General features: G+C 39.4%; 25 protein-coding genes. 16 read left to right on the top strand and 9 right to left on the bottom strand.

Annotated features, from left to right (window positions below):
• Positions 1-156 precede the first annotated feature (156 nt).
• The 3 genes from E4661_RS16820 to E4661_RS16830 form a co-directional block, all read right to left on the bottom strand.
• Positions 157-2,328 (bottom strand): endonuclease MutS2, encoded by a 2,172-nt coding sequence (locus E4661_RS16820; RefSeq protein WP_136468631.1) that lies wholly within the window; start codon positions 2,326-2,328, stop codon positions 157-159.
• A gap of 59 nt (positions 2,329-2,387) precedes the next feature.
• Positions 2,388-3,323 (bottom strand): cytochrome-c peroxidase, encoded by a 936-nt coding sequence (locus tag E4661_RS16825; protein ID WP_240751515.1) that lies wholly within the window; start codon positions 3,321-3,323, stop codon positions 2,388-2,390.
• A 257-nt stretch (positions 3,324-3,580) separates the two neighbouring features.
• Positions 3,581-4,183 carry a short chain dehydrogenase gene (locus tag E4661_RS16830; protein ID WP_136468632.1) on the bottom strand — a complete coding sequence of 201 codons (603 nt, stop codon included), beginning with the start codon at positions 4,181-4,183 and terminating at the stop codon, positions 3,581-3,583.
• Between the two features lie 142 nt (positions 4,184-4,325).
• Between E4661_RS16830 and E4661_RS16835 the strand changes: the two genes are divergently transcribed.
• Positions 4,326-4,991, top strand: coding sequence for a uracil-DNA glycosylase (locus tag E4661_RS16835; protein WP_136468633.1), 666 nt, complete (start codon positions 4,326-4,328; stop codon positions 4,989-4,991).
• Positions 4,992-5,077: 86 nt separating this feature from the next.
• Positions 5,078-5,482 (top strand): response regulator, encoded by a 405-nt coding sequence (locus E4661_RS16840; protein WP_168796409.1) that lies wholly within the window; start codon positions 5,078-5,080, stop codon positions 5,480-5,482.
• On the opposite strand, the gene E4661_RS16845 is transcribed toward E4661_RS16840, so the two are convergent.
• The 5 genes from E4661_RS16845 to E4661_RS16865 form a co-directional block, all read right to left on the bottom strand.
• A complete protein-coding gene (locus E4661_RS16845) occupies positions 5,479-6,324 on the bottom strand; it encodes a substrate-binding domain-containing protein (RefSeq protein WP_136468635.1) in 846 nt (281 codons plus the stop codon). The genes E4661_RS16840 and E4661_RS16845 overlap by 4 nt on opposite strands.
• Positions 6,325-6,357: 33 nt before the next feature.
• Positions 6,358-7,233, bottom strand: coding sequence for a nucleoside phosphorylase (locus E4661_RS16850; protein WP_136468636.1), 876 nt, complete (start codon positions 7,231-7,233; stop codon positions 6,358-6,360).
• Position 7,234: 1 nt separating this feature from the next.
• The gene (locus tag E4661_RS16855; RefSeq protein WP_136468637.1) at positions 7,235-8,167 is read right to left on the bottom strand and encodes a DUF1835 domain-containing protein; all 933 of its coding nucleotides are present in this window, start codon (positions 8,165-8,167) and stop codon (positions 7,235-7,237) included.
• A 143-nt stretch (positions 8,168-8,310) separates the two neighbouring features.
• On the bottom strand, positions 8,311-8,640 hold the full coding sequence (locus tag E4661_RS16860) for a translation initiation factor (protein ID WP_136468638.1): 330 nt from the start codon (positions 8,638-8,640) through the stop codon (positions 8,311-8,313).
• A gap of 2 nt (positions 8,641-8,642) precedes the next feature.
• The gene (locus tag E4661_RS16865; protein ID WP_136468639.1) at positions 8,643-9,593 is read right to left on the bottom strand and encodes an isopenicillin N synthase family dioxygenase; all 951 of its coding nucleotides are present in this window, start codon (positions 9,591-9,593) and stop codon (positions 8,643-8,645) included.
• A 113-nt stretch (positions 9,594-9,706) separates the two neighbouring features.
• Between E4661_RS16865 and E4661_RS16870 the strand changes: the two genes are divergently transcribed.
• The 11 genes from E4661_RS16870 (at position 9,707) to E4661_RS16920 (ending at position 19,150) form a co-directional block, all read left to right on the top strand.
• Positions 9,707-11,683 carry an alpha-ketoacid dehydrogenase subunit alpha/beta gene (locus E4661_RS16870; protein ID WP_136468640.1) on the top strand — a complete coding sequence of 659 codons (1,977 nt, stop codon included), beginning with the start codon at positions 9,707-9,709 and terminating at the stop codon, positions 11,681-11,683.
• Positions 11,684-11,770: 87 nt separating this feature from the next.
• Entirely contained in the window at positions 11,771-12,256 is a 486-nt protein-coding gene (locus E4661_RS16875; protein WP_136468641.1) for a lipocalin family protein, read from the top strand.
• A gap of 3 nt (positions 12,257-12,259) precedes the next feature.
• The gene (locus tag E4661_RS16880; protein ID WP_136468642.1) at positions 12,260-12,955 is read left to right on the top strand and encodes a YiaD family glycine zipper/OmpA-like lipoprotein; all 696 of its coding nucleotides are present in this window, start codon (positions 12,260-12,262) and stop codon (positions 12,953-12,955) included.
• Positions 12,956-12,993: 38 nt separating this feature from the next.
• Entirely contained in the window at positions 12,994-14,160 is a 1,167-nt protein-coding gene (locus tag E4661_RS16885) for an NAD(P)/FAD-dependent oxidoreductase (RefSeq protein ID WP_240751516.1), read from the top strand.
• Positions 14,160-14,873 carry a methyltransferase domain-containing protein gene (locus tag E4661_RS16890; protein ID WP_136468643.1) on the top strand — a complete coding sequence of 238 codons (714 nt, stop codon included), beginning with the start codon at positions 14,160-14,162 and terminating at the stop codon, positions 14,871-14,873. The genes E4661_RS16885 and E4661_RS16890 overlap by 1 nt, the downstream gene beginning before the upstream one ends.
• Positions 14,873-15,928, top strand: a complete 1,056-nt coding sequence (locus E4661_RS16895) for a type III polyketide synthase (RefSeq protein WP_136468685.1) — start codon at positions 14,873-14,875, stop codon at positions 15,926-15,928. The genes E4661_RS16890 and E4661_RS16895 overlap by 1 nt, the downstream gene beginning before the upstream one ends.
• An 18-nt stretch (positions 15,929-15,946) precedes the next feature.
• Complete coding sequence (locus E4661_RS16900) at positions 15,947-16,717, top strand: SDR family oxidoreductase (protein ID WP_136468644.1); 771 nt, start codon at positions 15,947-15,949, stop codon at positions 16,715-16,717.
• Positions 16,718-16,720: 3 nt separating this feature from the next.
• Positions 16,721-17,179: a 3-hydroxyacyl-ACP dehydratase FabZ family protein gene (locus tag E4661_RS16905; protein ID WP_136468686.1), complete on the top strand. Its 459-nt coding sequence runs from the start codon at positions 16,721-16,723 to the stop codon at positions 17,177-17,179.
• The gene (locus E4661_RS16910; protein ID WP_136468645.1) at positions 17,169-18,440 is read left to right on the top strand and encodes a beta-ketoacyl-[acyl-carrier-protein] synthase family protein; all 1,272 of its coding nucleotides are present in this window, start codon (positions 17,169-17,171) and stop codon (positions 18,438-18,440) included. The genes E4661_RS16905 and E4661_RS16910 overlap by 11 nt, the downstream gene beginning before the upstream one ends.
• A gap of 20 nt (positions 18,441-18,460) precedes the next feature.
• On the top strand, positions 18,461-18,709 hold the full coding sequence (locus tag E4661_RS16915) for an acyl carrier protein (RefSeq protein ID WP_313779706.1): 249 nt from the start codon (positions 18,461-18,463) through the stop codon (positions 18,707-18,709).
• A gap of 12 nt (positions 18,710-18,721) precedes the next feature.
• Positions 18,722-19,150 carry a hypothetical protein gene (locus E4661_RS16920; protein ID WP_136468647.1) on the top strand — a complete coding sequence of 143 codons (429 nt, stop codon included), beginning with the start codon at positions 18,722-18,724 and terminating at the stop codon, positions 19,148-19,150.
• On the opposite strand, the gene E4661_RS16925 is transcribed toward E4661_RS16920, so the two are convergent.
• Positions 19,151-19,501 carry a YceI family protein gene (locus tag E4661_RS16925; protein ID WP_136468648.1) on the bottom strand — a complete coding sequence of 117 codons (351 nt, stop codon included), beginning with the start codon at positions 19,499-19,501 and terminating at the stop codon, positions 19,151-19,153. It abuts the gene before it with no gap.
• A 425-nt stretch (positions 19,502-19,926) separates the two neighbouring features.
• Between E4661_RS16925 and E4661_RS16930 the strand changes: the two genes are divergently transcribed.
• The 3 genes from E4661_RS16930 to E4661_RS16940 all read left to right on the top strand — a co-directional run bounded on the left by E4661_RS16930 (position 19,927) and on the right by E4661_RS16940 (position 21,964).
• Positions 19,927-20,256, top strand: a complete 330-nt coding sequence (locus E4661_RS16930) for a hypothetical protein (protein ID WP_136468649.1) — start codon at positions 19,927-19,929, stop codon at positions 20,254-20,256.
• An 86-nt stretch (positions 20,257-20,342) separates the two neighbouring features.
• Positions 20,343-21,260, top strand: coding sequence for an EamA family transporter (locus E4661_RS16935; RefSeq protein ID WP_136468650.1), 918 nt, complete (start codon positions 20,343-20,345; stop codon positions 21,258-21,260).
• A 137-nt stretch (positions 21,261-21,397) separates the two neighbouring features.
• Positions 21,398-21,964 carry a DUF4251 domain-containing protein gene (locus E4661_RS16940; protein WP_136468651.1) on the top strand — a complete coding sequence of 189 codons (567 nt, stop codon included), beginning with the start codon at positions 21,398-21,400 and terminating at the stop codon, positions 21,962-21,964.
• Positions 21,965-22,112: the final 148 nt, after the last annotated feature.

Consider the following 22,112-nt stretch of genomic DNA (forward strand, 5'->3'; position numbering starts at 1 on the left):
TTTGCAGACTTTTGAGGATTCCATACTTTTAGCAAAAGAAAAGCTCATCGAATACAATGAGCTTAAAGGTTCTTTTCAAGTGTCAGATTAACCACAACTGTCAGGTTAAGTAGTGGCTAGTACAATTTATAACTGTCCACTGCAAATTAACAAATGCTATTTTTTAGCTTCTACAAGTTCTAATTGATCTACACTGACGTTAGTGGTAAACATGCCGTAATTGACTACGGCTTTGTTTTTTTCCAAGGTATCGATACTTCCTACAGCTTTTCCGTCTTGCAAGCGGACACGATCCCCAACCTTGAAGACAGGTCTAGGTTTATTCTTTTCCTTCTGGATGGTCTTCTTCTTTTCGATTTTCTTCTCCTGACGAACTTTTACAATCTTCTTTTCCAACTCTTGGGCCACCTGCTTTTTCTGAGCCTGTTTAGCTCTGGCCTGCTTTGCAGTTGTCTTTTTTCGCTTGCTATTTTCGGTTTCCACAATACGAAGCAATTCTGAAATCAATGGACGCTTTTTGTTATCAATAAAATAGCGTTCTGCGGCTGTATTTACTTTATCACCCAATTGAATCATACGCTGGTTATGGTCATATAATTCTTGATAGTTCTCCAGTTTGGATTTAATCTTGGCATTCAGTTTTTCAAGACGTTCCGATTCTTCCCTGGCTTTGATTTCTTCTTCCTGTAATCGCGAACCCGTTTGGGCCATTTTGTTCCGTTCCTTTTGCAATTTGGCAATAGTGGCATCGAAACGCACCTTGCCGCGTTCAATCTTTTTCTTCGCTTTATTTATAAGGGAATAAGGAATTCCATTTTTTTGCGCGACCTCAAAGGTGAAAGAACTACCAGCTTCACCCAAAATTAATTGGAATGTAGGTTCCAAGGTCTTGGAATTGAATCGCATATTGGCATTGGTGGCATACGGGAGTTCATTCGCCAATGCTTTTAGGTTGGCATAATGGGTAGTAATTACCCCGTATGCTTCCCGCTCGTAAAATACTTCTAAAAAGGCTTCAGCCAATGCACCACCCAATTCGGGATCACTTCCTGTACCAAATTCATCGATTAAAAAGAGGGTTTTATTGTTACATTTCTTTAAGAAATGATTCATGTTCTTCAACCGATAACTATAGGTGCTCAAATGATTTTCTATGGACTGATTATCCCCGATATCTGTCAATATTTTATCAAAAAAACAAACGGAACTCCTTTCATGAACAGGAATTAGAAGTCCTGATTGAAGCATTACTTGAAGCAGCCCAATAGTCTTCAGTGTTATACTTTTTCCACCTGCATTTGGTCCGGAAATTACAATAATTCGGTTCTCAGCATGTAGTTGAATCGTCTGCGGCCAAGTCTTTTCCTTTTTTAGTTTATTGGTCAAGTAGAGCAGGGGGTGGTAAGCATTTTTTAGATTTAGTTCTTTCTCATTGTTGATTTCTGGCAATAGAGCGTTCATGTCCGATGCATATTTAGCTTTGCCCGCTGTGATATCAATATGAATCAGAAAGCCCTGATAAGAGGCCAGTAAGTAGTCGTAAGGCCGAATGCTATCTGTTAGTTGATTAAGAATCCGTTGTATCTCTTCCTTTTCTTCGAATTCAAGGTTGCTCAATTCACGAGTGTAGGATAGTGTAGTTTCAGGAATAATGTAAACAATGCTTCCAGTTTTGGAAGTTCCCATGACAGTGCCCTTTACCTTGCGCCGGTGCATGGCCTTTACGGCAAGAACCCTTCTGTTTTCCACCACGGATTCCCTGATTTCATCCAAAAAGTCTGAGGATTGACATCGAGCAAGTGCCACTCCAAAACTTTGGTTGATTTTTCCCCGAACCTCATTGATTTGCATTCTAATGCTTCGCAATTGTTCTGAGGCCGAATCTTTGATTTCTCCAAACTTGTCCACTACCTGATCTATAGCTTCGGGAATTTCGGTATTAGGCTCTATCTCTGCTGAACATGCAAAAAGTAGTGGATAATATTCCTTGAATTTTTTAAAGAATTTTTGATGCAATACAACGGTCTTGCAAATATTCCCAATTCTTCGAAAACCTGAGATTTCTAAAGTAGTGTTTTCAATCTTCAGAAGTTTTAATTCCGCATTGATGCTGTCAAAGCCATGATTGGGAATACGATTCTCATTCGCAAATGATGCCAGATACTCGGAGGTTTGCCCCAATGCATCCATCAAGAGTTCTTTATCTGAATACGGACGGATTTCTAAAGCCACCTCCTTTCCCAATTCCGTATTGCAACGCGCAGCAACCTGCTCCAATACCGTTGGAAACTCTAAATCTTGAAGTGTTTTGGGGTGAATGTTCTGCATTTTCCTTTGCTAGCGGGGCAAAGATAGGTATTCAATTGAGGTGACAAGGAATGTGGCAATCAATTTATAAGTCCTCCCACGGGTAAACCACTTGGTACATTTTCGGGAATGGACTTATCGAATTCCGTATCATTCAAAGTATTCAAAAATGAAATGATAGGTGCAATTTCTTTTATCGATAGTCGTAATTCACGAACTAGAGGGTCAAATTGTGTAGGGTCTACGTTTGGATTTCGAACCACATTATTGGAAATGTCCTCGTAAAACTCCAATACCCTTCGGAGCGACACAAAATTGCCATTATGCATATAGGGAGCCGTAAATCTCAGATTTCTTAGGGTGGGGGTCCTGAAAGCAAAACTATCCTTTGCCCCAACATCGGCTACACCAAAATCAATTTTTGACAACTTGGAATTTTCGGGAACGCCCAAAACGTGCATTTTAAAATCGGAAAACATAGGTCCATTGTGGCAATTGATGCACCCCACTTTTTTAAAGAGTTCAAAACCATCTCTTTCACCAATCGAGATTGCCTCCCTATCACCTTGAATGAATTTGTCGAATCGAGAATTAGGGGTCACAAGGGTCCGTTCAAAAGCGGCTATTGCTTTTCCGAGGTTTTCAATATTTACCGCGTTAGACTCATCAAAAGCATTTTTAAATAAGATTTGATACTCGGGGATATTCCTTAGTCGTTCCACAACCACATTTAGGATTTCTTCTTCAGTGAAGTCAAGCCCTCTCATTTCTTCAAGCGCTTTTATAGGCTCCAAAGCTTGTTTTTCCAGACTTTTGACCCGGTCATCCCAAAACATGGTTGCATTCTCAGGAACATAGTCTTTATGGCTTTGTAATCCATTGTAAGCCGTGTTCAGTATGGTTTGGGCGTTTCTTTTCACAAACGGAATGTTGTTCGGTTCATTGAACTTTCTTTTGCTACCAAGACCTGCGGCGTTGGTTCCTATGGAAATGTCCAAGAATTCTGCGTACCCCATTTCTGGATGATGGCAGGTGGCACATGAGATATGGGGTCATAAAACAATAGTTTACCAAGATTTTCCTTGGCTTTAGATGGTGGATTATCCTTTGGATAAATGACCTGTGTAGGCAAGGCAGTTACGACCGGTACGGGTTTGGGAGTTTCAACTAGCGATATTTCCTCGGATTTTGGCCCTTTGCAATTGGACAAAAAGAATATAGCCAATATAACCCAAACAATGTGCAACCTTTGTCTCAAAATAAAGAAGCGATTTTAGTTATAGACCCGAATGACCTCGCCATTTCTTCTGCCCATGACACTTCTTACGTAGGCATTGACGCTTTTCTCCATAGATATGGGATTATGTCCGGGGAAATAGTCCTTATACTTCTCATAAGCATCAATCACGAGCTCCAATGAAACCACATTCAGTCGAATTCCGTTTTCAATTTCAAGTGCAGCCGCTTGAACAAAGCTGTGCAAAGCTCCATTCACCATTGCAGCACTCGCTGTTTTTGGGACAGGGTTATCCGCCAACACTCCAGTAGATAAGGTTATTGAGCCTCCCTCGGCTAAATAATATTGTCCGATGCGTACCAAGTTGACCTGTCCCATTAACTTGCTCCTTATCCCGATATAGTAATCTTCTTCTGAAAGTTGGTCAAATTCCGCCCATTTGGCCTCACCTGCTATGCAGATAATCGCATCTAACTTACCTGTTTGTTGAAACATTTTCTCAATGGAATTGCTATCAGAAATGTCCACGGTATAATCTCCTCCAGTTCTTCCAGCAATCAAAACCTTATGGTTTTCGCCAAAATGTTTGCTTACACTTTTGCCAATGGTCCCATTTCCTCCGATTATTAGGATTTTCATAGTATGTACTTATTATTATCAACAGTTGTCCTTGGCAACTCGGTTATTGATTACAGCTGCACTTCTAAAAGAATCATAGCTGGGTTATAAGGACTCCAAGATATTATTTTTAGCTTTATCGACAGAACTTACCTTAAAATAAATGAACGTCAATATAGATCCAAGTTGGAAAACTCATTTACAACAGGAATTTGATAAGCCTTATTTTGAAAAACTTACTCAATTTGTAAAGCAAGAGTATCGGCAACATACTTGTTATCCTAAAGGAAAACACATTTTTGCGGCATTTGATCATTGCCCGTTTCAAGAGACGAAGGTTGTGATTATTGGACAAGATCCCTATCATGGGCCCAATCAAGCAAATGGGCTTTGTTTTTCAGTGCAAGATGGGATTCCACATCCACCTTCCCTGGTCAACATTTTTAAAGAACTAAAGGTTGATGAGGAAAAACCATACCCAGCAAGCGGTAATCTAGAACGTTGGGCGGATCAAGGAGTGTTATTGTTGAATGCAACCTTAACAGTTAGGGCTCATCAAGCCGGAAGTCATCAAAATAAAGGCTGGGAGCAGTTCACCGATGCAGTCATAAAAATGGTTTCGTCAAAACTTGATGGGGTTGTTTTTTTACTCTGGGGAGGTTTTGCCAAAAAGAAATCGACGTTAATAGATACTTCAAAACATCATATACTTACTTCGGGGCATCCTTCGCCTTTAAGTGCCAATCGAGGTTTGTGGTTTGGTAATCAACATTTTAGCAAAACCAATTCACTGCTTGCTAGAATGGGAAAACCGTTGATAAGTTGGTGAATTACTTATCGCCAGTAAATTCTTAAAATATAATAAGAATTCGTACGTTTAGTAAAGTAACCCCCGTATAGGAAAATTCTTATATTTTGCGCAGACTTAAATCAGTATTGCTAGTCGATGATGATGATACTACCAACTTTTTGAATCGATTTTTCGTAAGGCAGTTGGACAGTAAATTAACTGTTAATACGGCTTGTAATGGAAAAGAGGCCATTGAGCTTTTGTCGACCATCCCAGATGAAGAAAATACACCTTGTCTTCTAATTCTCGATACCAACATGCCGGTAATGGATGGGTGGCAATTTTTGGATGAATTCGACAAGCAATTTGATGAGGATTTTAAAAAGAAGGTCGTGGTTGTAATGTTGACCGCTTTGGATACTGAGGAAACTACTGCATTGGCATTGGCCAATCCGAATGTTACCGATACTGCTCAAAAACCCTTATCTGATTTAAAATTTAGGGTACTGATCAACAAGTACTTTTCTTAAACAAGAAATTCTTCTGACATTTTGATTTGCTCGATTAATTCAAGACTATGGAGTCGTTTCTGCACATCCTCCAAGGTCTCCTCACGCAATTGTGTTTGTCCCCAAGTGGTTTTGGTTAGCCAATCCTGAATATCTTCGAGCTTCTGTCCGTATCTATTGACAAGGGTCCTGTCTATACTTGGAATTTGTTTGAATTCGGAAGTATACCGATTTATGATGTCAAGTATGTGGTTAAGGCAATTGCTTTTTGAACTTAAGAAAGCATCTGTGGCGGCGATAACAAAACAAGGCCAAGGCGTTGGACAATCTCCGATTCTTTTAAAGATGCCACTATCCACGAGCGGTTTTGTCGTGAAATGTTCCCACATAAAGTAGGCTCCAGACCCTGAACTTAAGTTTTCTATGGCACCGTCAAGGTTATTTATAACCTCGAACTGCAGTGAATGCGTATCCCAGCCCTGATTTTGCGCATGTACATAGGACATTAGGTGACTGCCACTACCCATTCTGCTTACCGCTACTTTATCATTTTCAAGTTGAGTTGCCGAAGAACGTGGGTTGTCAGCTGCTACGTGAATTCCCCAAAGTAATGGCGAAGCAACATACACTTGAATAATTTTGGATGGATTTCCGTGAGAAATGCTTTTGACAAGCCCTTCGGTTAAGATGATTGCCAAATCAGTCTCTTCTTCCTGAAGCATTTGACACATTTTTCCGGTTCCCTCAGGTACATCTGTCCACTGCAACCCAATTCCTCTTTCTTCAAATGCGCCATCTTCCATCGCCATGTGCCAAGGCAAATTAAAATGTTCGGGTACGCCTACTATCCTAATTGTTTTCATATATGCTCTAAATGGGTAAAGGCAACAAAGATATTAGGAAACAAGTTTTTCCAAGGTGTATTTTATAAGATTCTCAACCGTGAGGAAGGCATTTTTGGAAAATTCTCCCGTAGCCCGATTGGCTAAAATAGCATTCAATGAAATCGCTCGATGTCCATGTAATTTAGCAAGACCATATATGCCCGCAGTCTCCATTTCTAGGTTGGTAATGAGCTCATTTTCATAGCGGAAGGCAGCAAGTTGGTCGTTAAAATCCAACAGCTTGGGCTTTAATCTTAAGCTTCGCCCTTGAGGTCCGTAAAAACCTGAATTAGTGGCTGTTATTCCTAATCGTATACGATTTGAGCTAAATCTTTCTCTTAGTTTCGCATCCGCATCCACCGCATATGGGATAACATCATGAGCTCTCCAACCGACAAATTGGTTAAGCTCACGCTCAAGCTTTTGATTTCTGACTTGTCCAGCATCATAAAAATGTAAAAGTCCATCAAAACCAACGGCCCGTTCACTCATTAGGAAAGAATCAACTGGAATATTGGATTGGATGGTTCCAGATGTGCCAATCCGTATAAAATCTAACTGTTTCTTCTCATTTTTAACCTTCCTAGTGTGAAAATCAATATTGACCAGCGCATCCAGTTCGTTGAAAACGATATCAATATTATCGGTTCCAATTCCTGTTGAAATGACTGTGATTTTTTTTTGCTTATAATACCCTGTGTGAGCCTGAAATTCACGTCTTCCCTTCTCAACTTCGATTGAATCAAAGTGCTTTGTAACTTGGGAAACACGGTTGGGGTCACCAACTGTGATTATGGTAGAAGCAACGTCTTTTGGTAAAAGGTTCAGATGGTAGATGCTGCCATCGGGATTCAGAATTAATTCTGAGTCACTAATTGATGACGCCATATCAAAGCTTTAAAATCCTGTCTGTATCTGTATTGTATAAGAAGTTATACTTTAAAGAACCGCCTAGATATAATTGATTATCACGTATTTGAGAATAAAAATTAGCTTTATTTATCAATATATCCTTCCCTTTTTTGGTCAGTTTAACCGGGTTGAAAGAGTTGAATAACGGCTTGAGCGAGGTTATGATGCGATTGTACTGAGTGTCGGAAAAACCGTAATACCCTTGATTCTTTAAAACTTCTCCTAGCAATTCTTTCCTCGATCCAGGTCTTTGGTTCATAGCTGTTTCCAAAACACGATTCTCCAGTTCATTGAGCCCATTTTTAATGGTCGGGAATCTTTTCAAATGGGTTTTAAGGGCGTCAGACAAATATTCGAACTGGAAATTGTTGTGCGCCACAAGGTTTTCTAACCTTATAGGATTATCACTGCAATACAATTGCCACACGTAATCCGCAAATTCAATATCATCTTGGGATAAAATCGTCCTGTTTTCATAAAGCTCCAAAAGTTGCTCGTCACTTACCTCACTAAGACCGTAGAGTGTATCGCTATCATCTTCTTTACCGCTACAAACCAATGATATTTCAGCATGCCTTCTATGGGTCTTGAGCCAACTAAGGACGGCAAGCATATTAATTTGGCAAAAGAGATCATATTCAAACCAGAGCACAATCTGATCCTGTTGCTTATGGTTACATAGGGACCTGTATTCCTTTAAAGTTTTTTCAACAAACCAGGATTTGGATACCTTGTAATTTTTGTTCAAAAACTCAAAACGTGTTTTCCAAAAAGATTCACTTCCCACATTGCAAAGGGTCTTGCCCTCACAGAGCATTTCTCTCCACGTGATAATATCTCCCTTAAGATGTAATGATTGAAGTTTTGACGTGAAATTGTCCCCGTTGGTAATATGCAACAGTGATTTCATTTTCAGTTCAGTTTTCGTCGGTTAGAAGAATTAAAAGTAAGATTTATACCAAGAACACAAAAATTTTTTTCCAAAACATTGGCAATCAACCTGTAATTTTAAGAATGTTTGAAAGAAACGCGGAAAATGATGAAAATATTATATTATCCGCCAACCCTTTTCACATTAAAGCCACAGTTCCTCAAAAATTCCATGATTTTATCTCTATAATCACCCTGTATAATGATGCTGTCATTTTTGTAACTCCCTCCAACACTTAACATTGATTTAAGATCTTTGGTAAGTTTTTTGAAATCACTATCGGCTCCCGTATACCCTTCCAAAATGGTTACAGGCTTCCCTTTCCTTTTTTCATATTTACATATAATCGGGGCATCTTGCATCCAATATTTAGGGGTTTGTGCTGTAGTTTCCTCGCTCTCTTCTGGAACATGGTCCGGGAAAAGATTCTTTAATTGGTCTTGCAAATCCATCTTTATTTTTTAACCAAACCAAGTTCAATAAGTCTTTCATGAAGGTATTCCCCCGCTGTTGTGTCCTCAAAACCTTTAGGATGGGATTCGTCCACACAATTATCTAAACAATTGAGTGGCATCTCGCTAACAGGGTGCATAAAGAATGGAATGGAATATCGAGAACTCCCCCACAATTCCCTCGGAGGATTGACCACTTGATGTATGGTAGATTTCAGTTTATTATTAGAAAGTCTGGAGAGCATGTCACCCACATTGATCATTAACTGGTCGGGTCGCGCAATAGCATCAACCCATTCACCTTGATGGTTTTTTACCTGTAATCCTTTGCCATGTGCGCCCATTAAAAGTGTAATCAGGTTTATGTCGCCATGTGCAGCTGCTCTTACTGCATTTTTAGGTTCATTGGTAATAGGAGGGTAGTGAATTGGCCTTAAAATGGAGTTTCCGTTTTTAATCCATTCATCAAAATAGAGCTCATCCAAATCAAGGTGCAATGCCAATGCGCGTAATACGTATTGCGCAGTTTTCTCCAACATTTTATAAGTTTCCTTTCCTACCACATTGAATTCGGGAAGCTCTGTGACCGTCACATTGTCCGGGTATTCTTTTTCCAGTTTAGGGTCATTTTCAACGTATTGTCCAAAATGCCAAAATTCTTTAAGGTCTCCTTCTTTTCTTCCTTTTGCGTGTTCTTTTCCAAATGATGTATAGCCACGCTGTCCCCCTATGCCTTTAATCTCATAACTATCTTTGGTTTCTTGGGGTAGCTGGAAAAAATTTTTCACTTCAGCATATAGCTGCTCCACAAGTTCATCGGAAAGAAAATGACCGCTAAGTGCCACAAATCCAATATCTTCAAAAGCAGCTCCAATTTCCTTTATAAACTTCTCTTTTCTTGACGCATCTCCAGAGACAAAATCCCTAAGATCTACACTTGGTATAGCACTCATAATCCATGTAATTTAATATGTTTCAAAAATACTGAATTAAGCCGAACCTTTGTGATATTTATAACACTTTAGAGCTCTTTTTACTACATTTAACCCTACTGAAATTATACCGAATGAGATATCATATTGGTGGATTGGACCATCAGAAACTTCTAGATTTATATGCTGGCATGCTGAAGCCCAGAATGATAGAAGAAAAAATGCTGGTATTACTGCGACAAGGCAAAATTTCCAAATGGTTTAGTGGAATAGGGCAGGAAGCCATATCAATAGGGGTGACCCAAGCCATGAAAGAAGATGAGTACATTTTACCCATGCACCGCAATCTTGGTGTGTTCACAAGTAGGAACATCCCATTACATAGGCTGTTTAAGCAGTGGCAAGGTAAAAACGGTGGCTTCACAAAAGGCAGGGACCGAAGTTTTCATTTTGGAACCCAAGAATATAAAATTGTTGGTATGATCTCACATCTGGGACCCCAACTTGGAGTGGCAGATGGCATTGCCCTTGCGGACATGCTGCGTAGAAAAAAGAGAGTGACCGCTGTTTTTACTGGAGAAGGTGCTACCAGCGAAGGAGACTTTCATGAGGCCTTGAATATTGCTTCAGTCTGGAATCTTCCTGTATTATTCTGTATTGAGAACAATGGGTATGGTTTATCAACTCCAACAAGCGAACAATATAATTGTAAACATCTAGCGGATAGAGCGAAAGGGTATGGGATTGAATCCAGAATCATTGAAGGAAACAATATAATTGAGGTATATACCAAGGTACATGAACTTTGTAAATCTATAAGAAAAAGACCTCGGCCAATATTATTGGAGTTTAAGACCTTCCGCATGAGGGGTCATGAAGAGGCAAGTGGTACTAAATACGTTCCTGAAAAACTAATGAAGAAATGGGCCAAAAAGGATCCTGTAACCAATTTTGAAGATTTTCTTCTCAAAGAGAAAGTCGTTTCAGAAGAAGAAATTGAGCGGCTAAAAGCGGATATCACTAAAGAAATCAATGAGAATCTAAAGCTTGCTTTTGACGAGCTTACCGTAGTTTATAATAAAACTAAAGAATTAAATGATATATTTCAAGAATTTGAATATCAAAAAATTACAAATAATGAAAATGTAAAAAATATTCGTTTTGTTGATGCGGTTTCCCAAGGGTTGGAGCAGTCCATGGAACGCTATAATGAGCTTGTCATCATGGGGCAGGATGTTGCAGAATATGGTGGCGTCTTTAAAATTACCGAAGGCTTTGTTTCCAAGTTTGGCAAGAGTCGCGTAAGAAATACCCCTATTTGCGAATCTGCCGTAGTGTCGGCCGCCATGGGACTTTCCATCAACGGAATGAAAGCAGTGGTAGAAATGCAATTTGCGGATTTTGTAAGTTCAGGCTTTAACCCTATCGTGAACTACTTGGCCAAAACCCATTACAGATGGGGTCAAAATGCCGATGTAGTGATTCGCATGCCTTGTGGAGGTGGAGTAGGAGCAGGTCCATTCCATTCCCAGACCAACGAAGCATGGTTTACCAAAACTCCAGGGTTAAAGGTGGTCTACCCGGCATTTCCGGTAGATGCCAAAGGACTCTTGTCTACTGCAATCAACGACCCAAACCCGGTGCTTTTCTTTGAGCATAAAGGGCTGTATCGAAGCGTATATGGGGATGTTCCCAGCGATTATTACACTTTGCCGCTGGGAAAAGCAAGTCTTATAAAAGAAGGTGAGTCCATATCAGTTGTTACTTATGGCGCTGGGGTGCACTGGGCCGTTGAAACTTTAGAAAAACATCCAGAAATTGACGCGGATCTGATAGATTTGCGCACACTTCAACCTCTTGATATAGAAACTGTCTATGCTTCGGTTAAAAAGACAGGAAAATTAATCGTTTTACATGAAGACACATTGTTTGGTGGTATCGCAAGCGATATCTCTGCAATGGTCATAGAAAACTGCTTTGAATACTTGGATGCACCGATCAAGCGGGTTGGAAGTTTGGAAACACCGGTTCCTTTCGCAAAGGGATTGGAGGAAAATTACCTTCCCAAGAAAAGATTCGAAACCACATTATTGGAGCTAAACGCCTATTGATCTTTTTGATTTAACAAAAATTTAACAACTCAAAAAGATAGATAAGGTGTCTTACTCGTATATACTGAAATCTAATACCAAATTCTTATGGCAAAACAAACACTTTTTTTTACAGCATTAGTCAGTGTTTTACTGATGTCTTGCTCAGTTTCTAAAAGTGCGAGAACACAACGAAATCTATTTAGTGGTTCTTGGACTTTAGACAATGTTTCTTATGAAAACAACACAGGAAATTTCAAATCCGTAATCTTTAACGATGCAGAGGACATCTGCTTTGAAGGCAGTGACTGGTTCTTTCGAGATAATAATAGTACTGGGAGGTATACCATTTCTCAAAGCACGCTTTGTCAAGGGGGAGATCGCTTTTTTAGATGGTCCGTGGTTGAACCTTCCCAAAACTACAGCAGCCAATTGCAATTTAAATTCATCGATGATAAAAGAAAAGACATTTCCGGAGGTTACGGTTATCGTTTGAACATTGCTAGTATCAACGAACAATCCATGACCTTAAAATCAAATGTCTCAGTTGATGGAGAACCTGTGACCATCGTTTACGAATTCACTAAAAAATAAAAAATGAAAAAAATATTTACAAGAAGTGCGGCATTTGTAATGGCGCTCAGTTTAATCATTAGCTGTAACACTGTCAAAAATGCCAATAACACCCAAAAAGGAGCTGCAATAGGAGCTGCTGGAGGTGCTGTTATCGGAGGAATTATCGGAAACAATGTTGGAAAGAAAGGTAATACAGCTCTTGGCGCCATTATAGGTGCCGTAGTTGGTGGTGCTGCAGGAGGTTATATCGGAAACAGAATGGACCGTCAAGCGGAACGAATTGAAGAAGAGATTCCAGGTGCAGAAGTGAAAAGAGTAGGAGAGGGAATCAATGTTACCTTTAATGAAGACGCTGGTGTTTACTTTGACACCAACAAATCTGATGTAAAGGGTACTTCAGCTAGCACATTGGACAAATTGGCCGGAATCTTTAAAGAATATCCAAAATCAAACATTCTAGTGGAAGGTCATACAGATAGCGCCGGTAGTGACGAATACAATTGGAAATTATCCCAGCAAAGAGCGGAGTCGGTTACCAATTATTTAATCAGCAAAGGTGTTTCTCCCGGAAGGTTTACAACCAAGTGGTATGGTGAAACTCAACCAAGGGAAAGCAACGAGACTTCAGAAGGAAAAGCAAAAAATAGAAGAGTAGAGCTAGCCATCGTTGCAAGTGATGAACTTAAAGAAGAAGCCTACGATAAAACAAAGGGATAATATCTTTTTATCATAAGATTTTAAAAACCGGCATTTTAATGTCGGTTTTTTTATTTCCAAACGACTATCTTCAAACTGTGAATAGATTTGAGGTAGTCATCATTGGAGGTGGTTTGGCAGGGCTTACAGCTGCGCTTGATTTGGTCAGTAAGGGCAAACAAGTGCTGGTGATAGAAAAAAACACCTATCCAAACCATAAGGTGTGTGGAGAATATGTCTCCAACGAAGTGAAACCCTATTTACAAAGTTTGGGATTAACCGTTGATAACGGGCAGCTTCCGCAAATCGACACTTTACAAATTAGCACGTCCAAAGGCAATTCTGTGGAGGTCGAGCTACCACTGGGTGGTTTTGGAATCAGCCGATATACCTTTGACAATCAATTGTACAATCTTGCTAAAAGAAAGGGAGTTGTTTTTCTGCATGATGCGGTGACCCAAGTGAATTTCCAAGGAAGTGATTTTCGAATTGAATTAGGGCGCAATGATGGAATAGAGGCGCGAATGGTGATTGGAGCGCATGGAAAGCGTTCACAATTGGATTCAAAATTGGAGCGCCATTTCATGACAAGAAAATCCCCCTGGTTGGCTGTTAAAAGTCATTTTGATAATCCAGGATATCCTCCGAATTTGGTTGCATTGCATAACTTTCCGGGAGGATATGGAGGACTTTCCCAAATTGAAAATGGAAATGTGAATTTTTGTTATTTGGTTCGCTATAGTGATTTTAAAAAAGAAAGGGATATAGATAGTTTTAATAAAAATGTAGTGTCCCAAAATCCCTTTTTAAGAGATTTTCTTTCTAATGCACATGCCGTGTTCACAAAACCCATGGCCATAGGTCAAATTTCGTTCGCAAAGAAACATCCTATTGAAAATCACATGTTGATGTGTGGAGATTCCGCAGGGTTGATTCATCCCTTGTGTGGCAATGGTATGGCCATGGCAATTCATAGTGCCAAATTAGCTTCCACGCAGGTCAATTTGTTTTTGAAAAACCCTAGCTATACCAGAAAAGAAATGGAGATGAATTACGCGACTGCCTGGAAAATGAATTTTGAAAAACGCTTATGGGCGGGTAGGAGATTACAAGGTATATTTATGCATACCAAATGGTTTGATTTTGGCATCCGGACATTGGCCCAATCCAAATTCTTACTGAGAAATTTGATAAGGACCACTCATGGAACTCCAATTTATAGCTAATGGATTTATCAGTTAGAAGTCGTGACCTTGAATTAATGGACGACCCAAACATGGAGTTTGAGGTGTTGAAAAATGCTTATAAGGATATCAACAAATGTAACCTTTGGCTGGGAGGAGAATCTAATACAATACGAGAGGTCTGGAAATTAGTAAAGAATGAACCCGAAAAATCGTATACGATTTTAGATATGGGATGTGGAGATGGAAGTATGTTGCTCAAGTTATCGAAGTTTCTCAGCAAACATCATGTTTCACACACTATGGTCGGAATAGATTTGAGGGACGATGTTTTAAAAATTGCGGCAGAGAATACAGCTGCTTTTCCCAACATCTCATTCAAGAAAATGGATATCCTAAAGGCGGATTCCAGTTTCGAATGTGACATTTTAATCAACACCTTGACCATGCACCATTTTGAGGAAGAACGTATTGAAGCCTTTTTGAATCAATTTGTGCGATTGGCCAACATTGGCGTGGTCATAAATGATCTGCACCGAAGTAGGTTGGCGTATTACCTGTTCAAACTTTTCAGTGTCTTTTTCATTCAAACTCAAGTGGCTAAATATGACGGGCTTGTATCCATACTGAAAGGTTTTAAAAAGAAAGATTTGGTGCGTCTTTCAAAAAAAATACCAGGTGTTATGCACGAGATCAAGTGGAAATGGGCCTTCAGGTATGTATGGGTTATGAAATTCAACCGACAGAGAACATAATGGTAGATGTGCACATATCAGCTGTTTCCAAACAACTTCCAAAATACAATCGGAAGACCTCGGATATTATTCCATTTGTGAACCTTTGGCTGGAAGGACAAGAAGATCGTTTTCGAAGAAAGGTGGTTAAGATTTTCGAAGGAGCAGGGGTTGACCATCGCTATGGGATAATGGATATCGAAGAAGTATTTACAGCTACCTCTTTTGAGGATAAGAACGATATCTATATCAGGGAAGTCAAGGAATTAGGAGAGAAAGCACTTCAAAAAGCGTTAAAAGAAGCCGATTGGAGTCCTGAATCCTTGGATTTTGTTATTACTGTAAGCTGTACGGGCATCATGATTCCTTCACTGGACGCCTATCTGGTCAATGCTCTTGGGTTGAGACAGGATATTATACGCCTTCCGGTTACCGAAATGGGCTGCGCAGCAGGGGTTTCTGGTTTAATCTATGCCGCCAACTTTTTAAGGGCCAACGTTGGGAAACGAGCTGCTATTGTAGCCGTTGAGAGCCCTACAGCAACTTTTCAATTGGATGATTTTTCCATGGCGAACATGGTAAGTGCAGCTATTTTTGGAGACGGAGCCGCGTGTGCGCTATTATCTTCAGAAAAATCATCTTCCGGCCCCAAGATTTTAGGGGAAGAAATGTATCACTTTACCAATGCAACCCACCTAATGGGTTTTGATTTGACCAATACTGGACTCAAGATGATTCTTGACCCTGCTGTACCTGAAGTGATTGCAGACCATTTCCCAAACATTGTCCATCCTTTTCTGGGAAAATTGGGGACATCCATTCAAAAGGTGGATCATCTGATTTTTCATCCAGGTGGCAAGAAGATTGTCCGAACCGTTGAGGAATTGTTTGGTAAATTGGGAAAGAATATCGATGATACCCGCGAAGTGCTTCGAGCCTATGGAAACATGAGCAGTGTAACTGTACTTTACGTGCTCGAAAGATTCCTGGAGAAAGAAATAAAAGCGGGTGAGCAAGGTTTGGTTTTAAGTTTTGGCCCAGGATTTTCAGCACAAAGGGTGTTATTGGAATGGTAAACAGAATGAAAAAGTAATATGTCAAAATGGGCTTTAATAATTGGTGGCAGCAATGGACTTGGACTGGCAACGGCCAAAAAATTTGCTCGTCACAACTATAAACTTATCATACTACATAGAGATCGGAAGATTGAGCTGGAGCAAATCCACCAAGAATTTCAAAAGATTTCCCAAACGACAATACTTCATCATTTTAACGCTGACGCGACCAATCCTGAAAAAAGAAGGGAATTGCTAGTAAAAATAACGGAATGTACCCGAGAAGATAAAATTGATATTCTTGTTCACAGTATTGCGAAAGGTAATCTGAAACCCATGCAGGACAGCGAAAACATTACCTTGAATAATTCCGATTTCCAATTGACCATTGACGCCATGGCCATCAGTTTGTACGATTGGGTAAAGGGTTTAGCTGACTATAATTTGTTTGCCAGAGATACCAGAATAATAGCCTATACAAGCGAAGGCAGCAGCAAAGCTTGGAAAAGTTATGCCGCCGTTTCTGCCGCTAAGGCATCATTGGAAGCCATTGTGCGAAATATAGCCTTAGAGTTTGCGCATTTGGGCCTTAAAGCCAATTGTATCCAAGCTGGGGTTACCGACACCAAATCTTTCCGTATGATTCCCAACAATGAAATATTAAAGGATGAAGCACTTAAGCGAAATCCGAATAAAAGACTGACACGGCCCGAGGATATAGCCAATGTGGCCTATTTGCTCACCTTGGATGAAGCTAAATGGATCACGGGCACCGTTGTTAAAGCAGATGGAGGTGAAAGTTTACGATAAATGATAAGTCAAGATACCATTCTTAGCAAGCTTCCCTATTCCCAACCTTTTCTTTTTGTGGATGAATTAACCAGTATTGATGAGAATGGAGTAGCGGGCGCGTTCACATTCCATAAACACCTTGAGTTTTATAAAGGGCATTTTAAGAAACTACCTGTTACGCCAGGGGTGATTTTGACCGAATGTTGTGCCCAAATAGGGTTGGTTTGTCTGGGCATCTTTCTTTTGAGCAATGAAGCCGGACAAAATCAAGATTCGAACGCTTCCATAGCCCTTTCCAGTTCGGAAATGGATTTTTACCTGCCAGTTTTTCCAGAAGAAAAGGTCCAAGTGATTTCAGAGAAGGTATATTTCCGATTTAACAAGCTAAAGTGTAAGGTCAAAATGTACAATACTGAGAGGAAATTGGTTTGTAGAGGAGTTTTATCCGGTATGATTAAAATGGATAAGAATGGGAGATAGGGTAGTGGTGACAGGCATGGGTGTATGTGCTCCGAATGGTGTTGGGCTGAATGAATTTACCAAAAGCCTAAAAGAACAGGTAAGTGGCATTGAATTTGATTTTAAACTCAAAGAGTTAAAATTTGGATGTCAAATATCTGGAAAACCGAACATTAATAAATTCAATTTAAATGATTACTTCACCAATGTTCAGTTAAAAGGGCTTAGTGCAAATGGTTTAATTTATGGAGTAATTGCAGGCAAAGATGCTTGGAAAGATGCAGGATTGCCTATTCCAACAGACGATAATCCAGATTGGGAAAGTGGAATCATTTTCGGCACTGGTATTTTGGGTGTTGATAAGTTCAGAGAATCTATCTACAAAGTAGATGAGGGCAACGTAAGGCGCTTGGGAAGCACATCCGTTGTGCAAACCATGGCCAGTGGCATAAGTGCGTATTTAGGTGGAATGTTGGGGTGTGGAAATCAAGTAACCACAAATTCTTCTGCCTGCACTACCGGTACGGAAGCCATAATTATGGCTTATGAGCGGATCAAACAAAAAAAGGCAACTAGAATGTTGGCAGGAAGCTGTAGTGATAGTGGCCCTTATATCTGGGGAGGCTTTGATGCCATGCGTATTCTTCCCCGAAATTATAATGAGAATCCAGAAGCTGCAAGCAGACCTATGAGTGCTTCAGCAACAGGGTTCGTTCCAGGGAGTGGAGCGGGAGCATTGGTTTTGGAATCTCTGGACAGCGCATTGCAAAGAGGTGCCAAAATCTACGGGGAAATTATTGGAGGTAATATAAATAGTGGAGGACAAAGAGCAAGTGGGACAATGACGGCTCCAAATAACAAAGCTGTAATTAAATGTATCCGGGAAGCTATGACGGATGCAAGCATTGAATCCTCTCAAATTGACGCTATAAATGGACATCTAACGGCTACCGCCAAGGATCCAATCGAAATTGAAAATTGGAGTGCCGCATTGAATCTTTCAGGAAAAAACTTTCCATATATCAATTCATTTAAAGGATTGATGGGACATTGTTTGGCTGCTGCAGGTAGTATCGAATGTGTGGGAACCTTACTCCAGTTCAGAGAAGATGAGGTTTTTGGCAATGCCAATTGTGAGGACACACACCCTGAAATAACTCGCATTGTGGATGAATCCCGAATACCCGGAAAAACAATAAACTTCACTCCTAAAATAATGGCCAAGGCCAGTTTTGGTTTTGGAGATGTAAATGCTTGCGTTATTTTTAAAAGATATACTTAATTGCTAAATAAAAATTGACCTTGGAAGAACGATACCAAAAATTAAAGGAGATTGTACAGACCTATTTGCCGGATGATGTTTCCGCGGATTCCATAACCATACAAAGCAATTTCACGCAGGAGCTCAACATTAATTCGGCCAATTTGGTGGATATTGTTTTGGATGTGGAAGATGCCTTTGATATTATGTTGGAAAATGAAGATATGGATGGTATGGAAACCATGGAGGACGCGCTTAAAATTATAGATAGCAAGATTGCCAACCCGTAAACCTGATACGCGATGAAAGAGTTTTTAAACTATGCCAGACAGAAATTGAATGTGGATAAACGCTTGATTTTAATTTATTGCATCGTTTATTTTTTATGGGGGACAGGAATGGACTGGTTTGGCACTCAGGTAGAGATTGCCAAATTCACCTATTGGTGGCAGGTGATTACCTGTTACATCTTATATATGGTTCCCATCTCATTGCTGCTTCGAGGATTACCATTTCATGCGCAGTACGCTTATGGCCTAGTTGCTATGGGATTGTTGGAATTTGGGGGTTATGCACTTCAAACTTCCTATGCGTTTCCAGATAACATTTTGGATCAATTTTTCAACATCAGAAATTTTAGCCTGGGAATGGCTTTGTTTTTTGCCCTCTATTTCCCTGTAGGTAATTGGGGAGTTGGGAAAATCTATGATCTTCTTTTCAAAAACAATTAACTATTTCAAGTCGAATACCATTTTAACTTGTACTAGGTTATCTTCCCTTTTCTTCTTGATTTTGATTCCATAATCAATGGAATATAAAGAAGTGGTTCCAATCAATTGATTCTGGTTTTTCGCAAAAACTATGACAATTTCTTTGGTGGTCTCTTTGATTGTCAAATCTCCCTTGACAATAAATTTCCCATTTTCTAGTTTGACCTCGTTGCTATTGAATAAGATTTTTGGAAAATCATCAACATCAAAGTACTTCCCATTTCTTAATGACCAATTGCGAAGTCCATTGTGGTATCCAGGGTTTTGGACCTTACGGAACCCTGAAAAATAGAATTCTCTGGATTGTCCCAATCAATTTTGGAAGATGATTCAAATCCTGAAATTGTGCCGTGAACATCTTTGGATACAAAAACAAAAGAAACCTCACTCTGCACAATGGACATTTCCTGTGCAAATGACAATAAGGGACACAATGCAATTAGAAGGAAGAACACAACTGAAGGAAGTTTCATGTTTTGAGGTGTTTTGGACAATCATTTTGTCTTTGCCACCGTAAAATACTTACTATTTCATTCTTGTGGTATTTTACGCTTGATAATAAGTTGTTCACGTTTTTCGAAAGTATCAATGTAAATTTTTGATTACGAAATCATCGTAACATTCAATCTTCATATTAAGGTTTTATAAAATAGTCAAAAATGTAGTTGAATCTGTGTAGAGTTGTAAGATAATTAGTAACTTAATAGTGGTGTTTTGATAAACTTCAAACCGAAACTATGGGCAGTTTAACACATAAAGAGGATTCTCAGATTCAAGAAGCTTGGATTCGCTTGCAACGCAGGAACACTACGGTCAAATCTCTCTTTAAAAAACTGAATTCCTATACCTGTGAACCTCACGATTCATCTTGTTTTGAAAAGTTCTATAACTTAAAACAAAGTTTTAGACTCTTTACAACCCATCAAAACCATATCGAAACTTTGCTCAAAGAGAAAAATGCCAATCCCAAATTGTTGGATGCGGAAATGAAGAAACAATTTGCGAGATTCCTCCAATTGGAGACAGATATCGCATCCTATTTACTTTCTACGAATAAGCATTTTTAATTTTCCAAACGACTCGCTTACAAGCTTTCAAAACTTTTTTACTCTTTCAAACATCCGTAATATTGCAAGCGATACCTTAAAAGGCTATGGGCAAATCTTCCAAAACCACCTTGACCATTCTCGCATTCTTTGCTATCTACGTGATATGGGGATCTACCTATTTGCTAAATAAGATTGCTGTTTTGGAGCTTCCTCCATTCATGTTGGCTTCATTTCGGTTTACCACTGCAGGGATACTGATTTTTGTTCTGGCGAGGATGATGGGAAAAAAAATAACAATTACTCGAAAGCAGTTAATAAATACTGTAATAGCTGGTTTTCTGTTTTTAAGCTTTGGAAATGGAGTAGTGGTATGGGCCCTTAAGTTTGTGGATACTGGTTTTGCAGCTTTGGAAATATCCGCCCAGCCACTTATTATTTTATTGATGATGTGGGTATTGCAAGGAAAAAAGATTCAACCTATGTCAATAATCGGGGTGATTTTTGGTGTCATAGGTATTTATCTATTGGTCAGTCAAAAAGAAATCATCACAAAAGAGAACTCGATTTTGGGAATGATAATGATCTTTGCCTGTATGCTTAGTTGGGGCTATGGGAGTCTTTTCGTGGCCAAAGCAGATCTTCCTTCCAATTACTTTGTCAACACGGGTTACCAAATGTTTACCGCTGGAATTATTTTGGCTTTAATGAGTCTGGGATTTGGTGAGGAATGGGCATCTCCACTAAAGTGGAGTACAGAAGTACAATTGTCAATGGCTTTACTCGTGGTTTTTGGAAGTATTCTGGCATTCACCTCTTTCAATTATTTATTAAAGTCGGTTTCTCCAGAAAAAGTTGCAACTTCTACCTACGTCAATCCTATTGTGGCCTTGATTTTGGGATGGTACTTTTTGGATGAAAAAATCACCTTGCAATCTATCATTGCTGCAGTGATATTGCTTACGGGGGTTTATTTTATAAACACCAAAAAGACTTTGGCCATTTTTGAACGGTTCAAGAAATGAGCTTGCCCTAATATTTGGAGTCTCTCTTGTATTCAGATTTTCTTTTTTTCAGTTAAGATTTAAAAGTTAAAGAAGGCTTCTAATTAGAAAACTGTTTGAAATTCATTTATCTTGTATACAGGTGAAATATAAAAAAGATGTCCTTTTTAAAGAAAATCACTTTATTACCACTGGCACTGCTGTTGTTCGCTTGCGGGGCCAATCGTCAACCTTTGGCAACTCAGGATCAAATAGAAGACCTGAATGCTTTGGTTTCTGAAGGTTCGTATAGAATCAACGTTAATACCGCCAGACCTTTGGCAACTGGATCAATTAATAGAATTGCGAATTCAGGTTTGTTGCCTCGAGGAAGTAATGTTGGCCGAATTAATCTTGTGGATACTGCCAGCTACTTAAGGGTTTTTAACGATAGCGTCGCAGCTGACCTTCCTTATTATGGAGAAAGACAAATGGGAGCTCCTTATAACCAGGATAGAGCGGGAATCTTATTTAAGGGTGTGCCCCAAAAATTTGAGGTTATACCTAATGCCAAAACTTCTGGGTATATCGTAAACTTCATCATCAATAATGCAACCGAATCCTTTAATGTCACGGTTAGATTGCTTCCTGACTTGTCAAGCGCTATTAATGTGAACAGTTCTCATAGAACGGCTATTTGGTACAATGGACTGGTCTCAAAATATGACTCCGTTGAGTATCCATAATGGGCTGTTTCTCATGGCCAACTTCTTTTACTTTGCTAAATAGTTAAAATTGTACTAATAGTCCCAATGTTATTATTCAATTAACTTAAGTTTTTCAGTATTTTAGAAATCGATAAACAATACTTCTGCTGTAAAGTATTCAAAATAT

The sequence above is a fragment of the Flagellimonas onchidii genome, from assembly GCF_004804315.1.
GTDB classification, from domain to species: domain Bacteria; phylum Bacteroidota; class Bacteroidia; order Flavobacteriales; family Flavobacteriaceae; genus Flagellimonas; species Flagellimonas onchidii.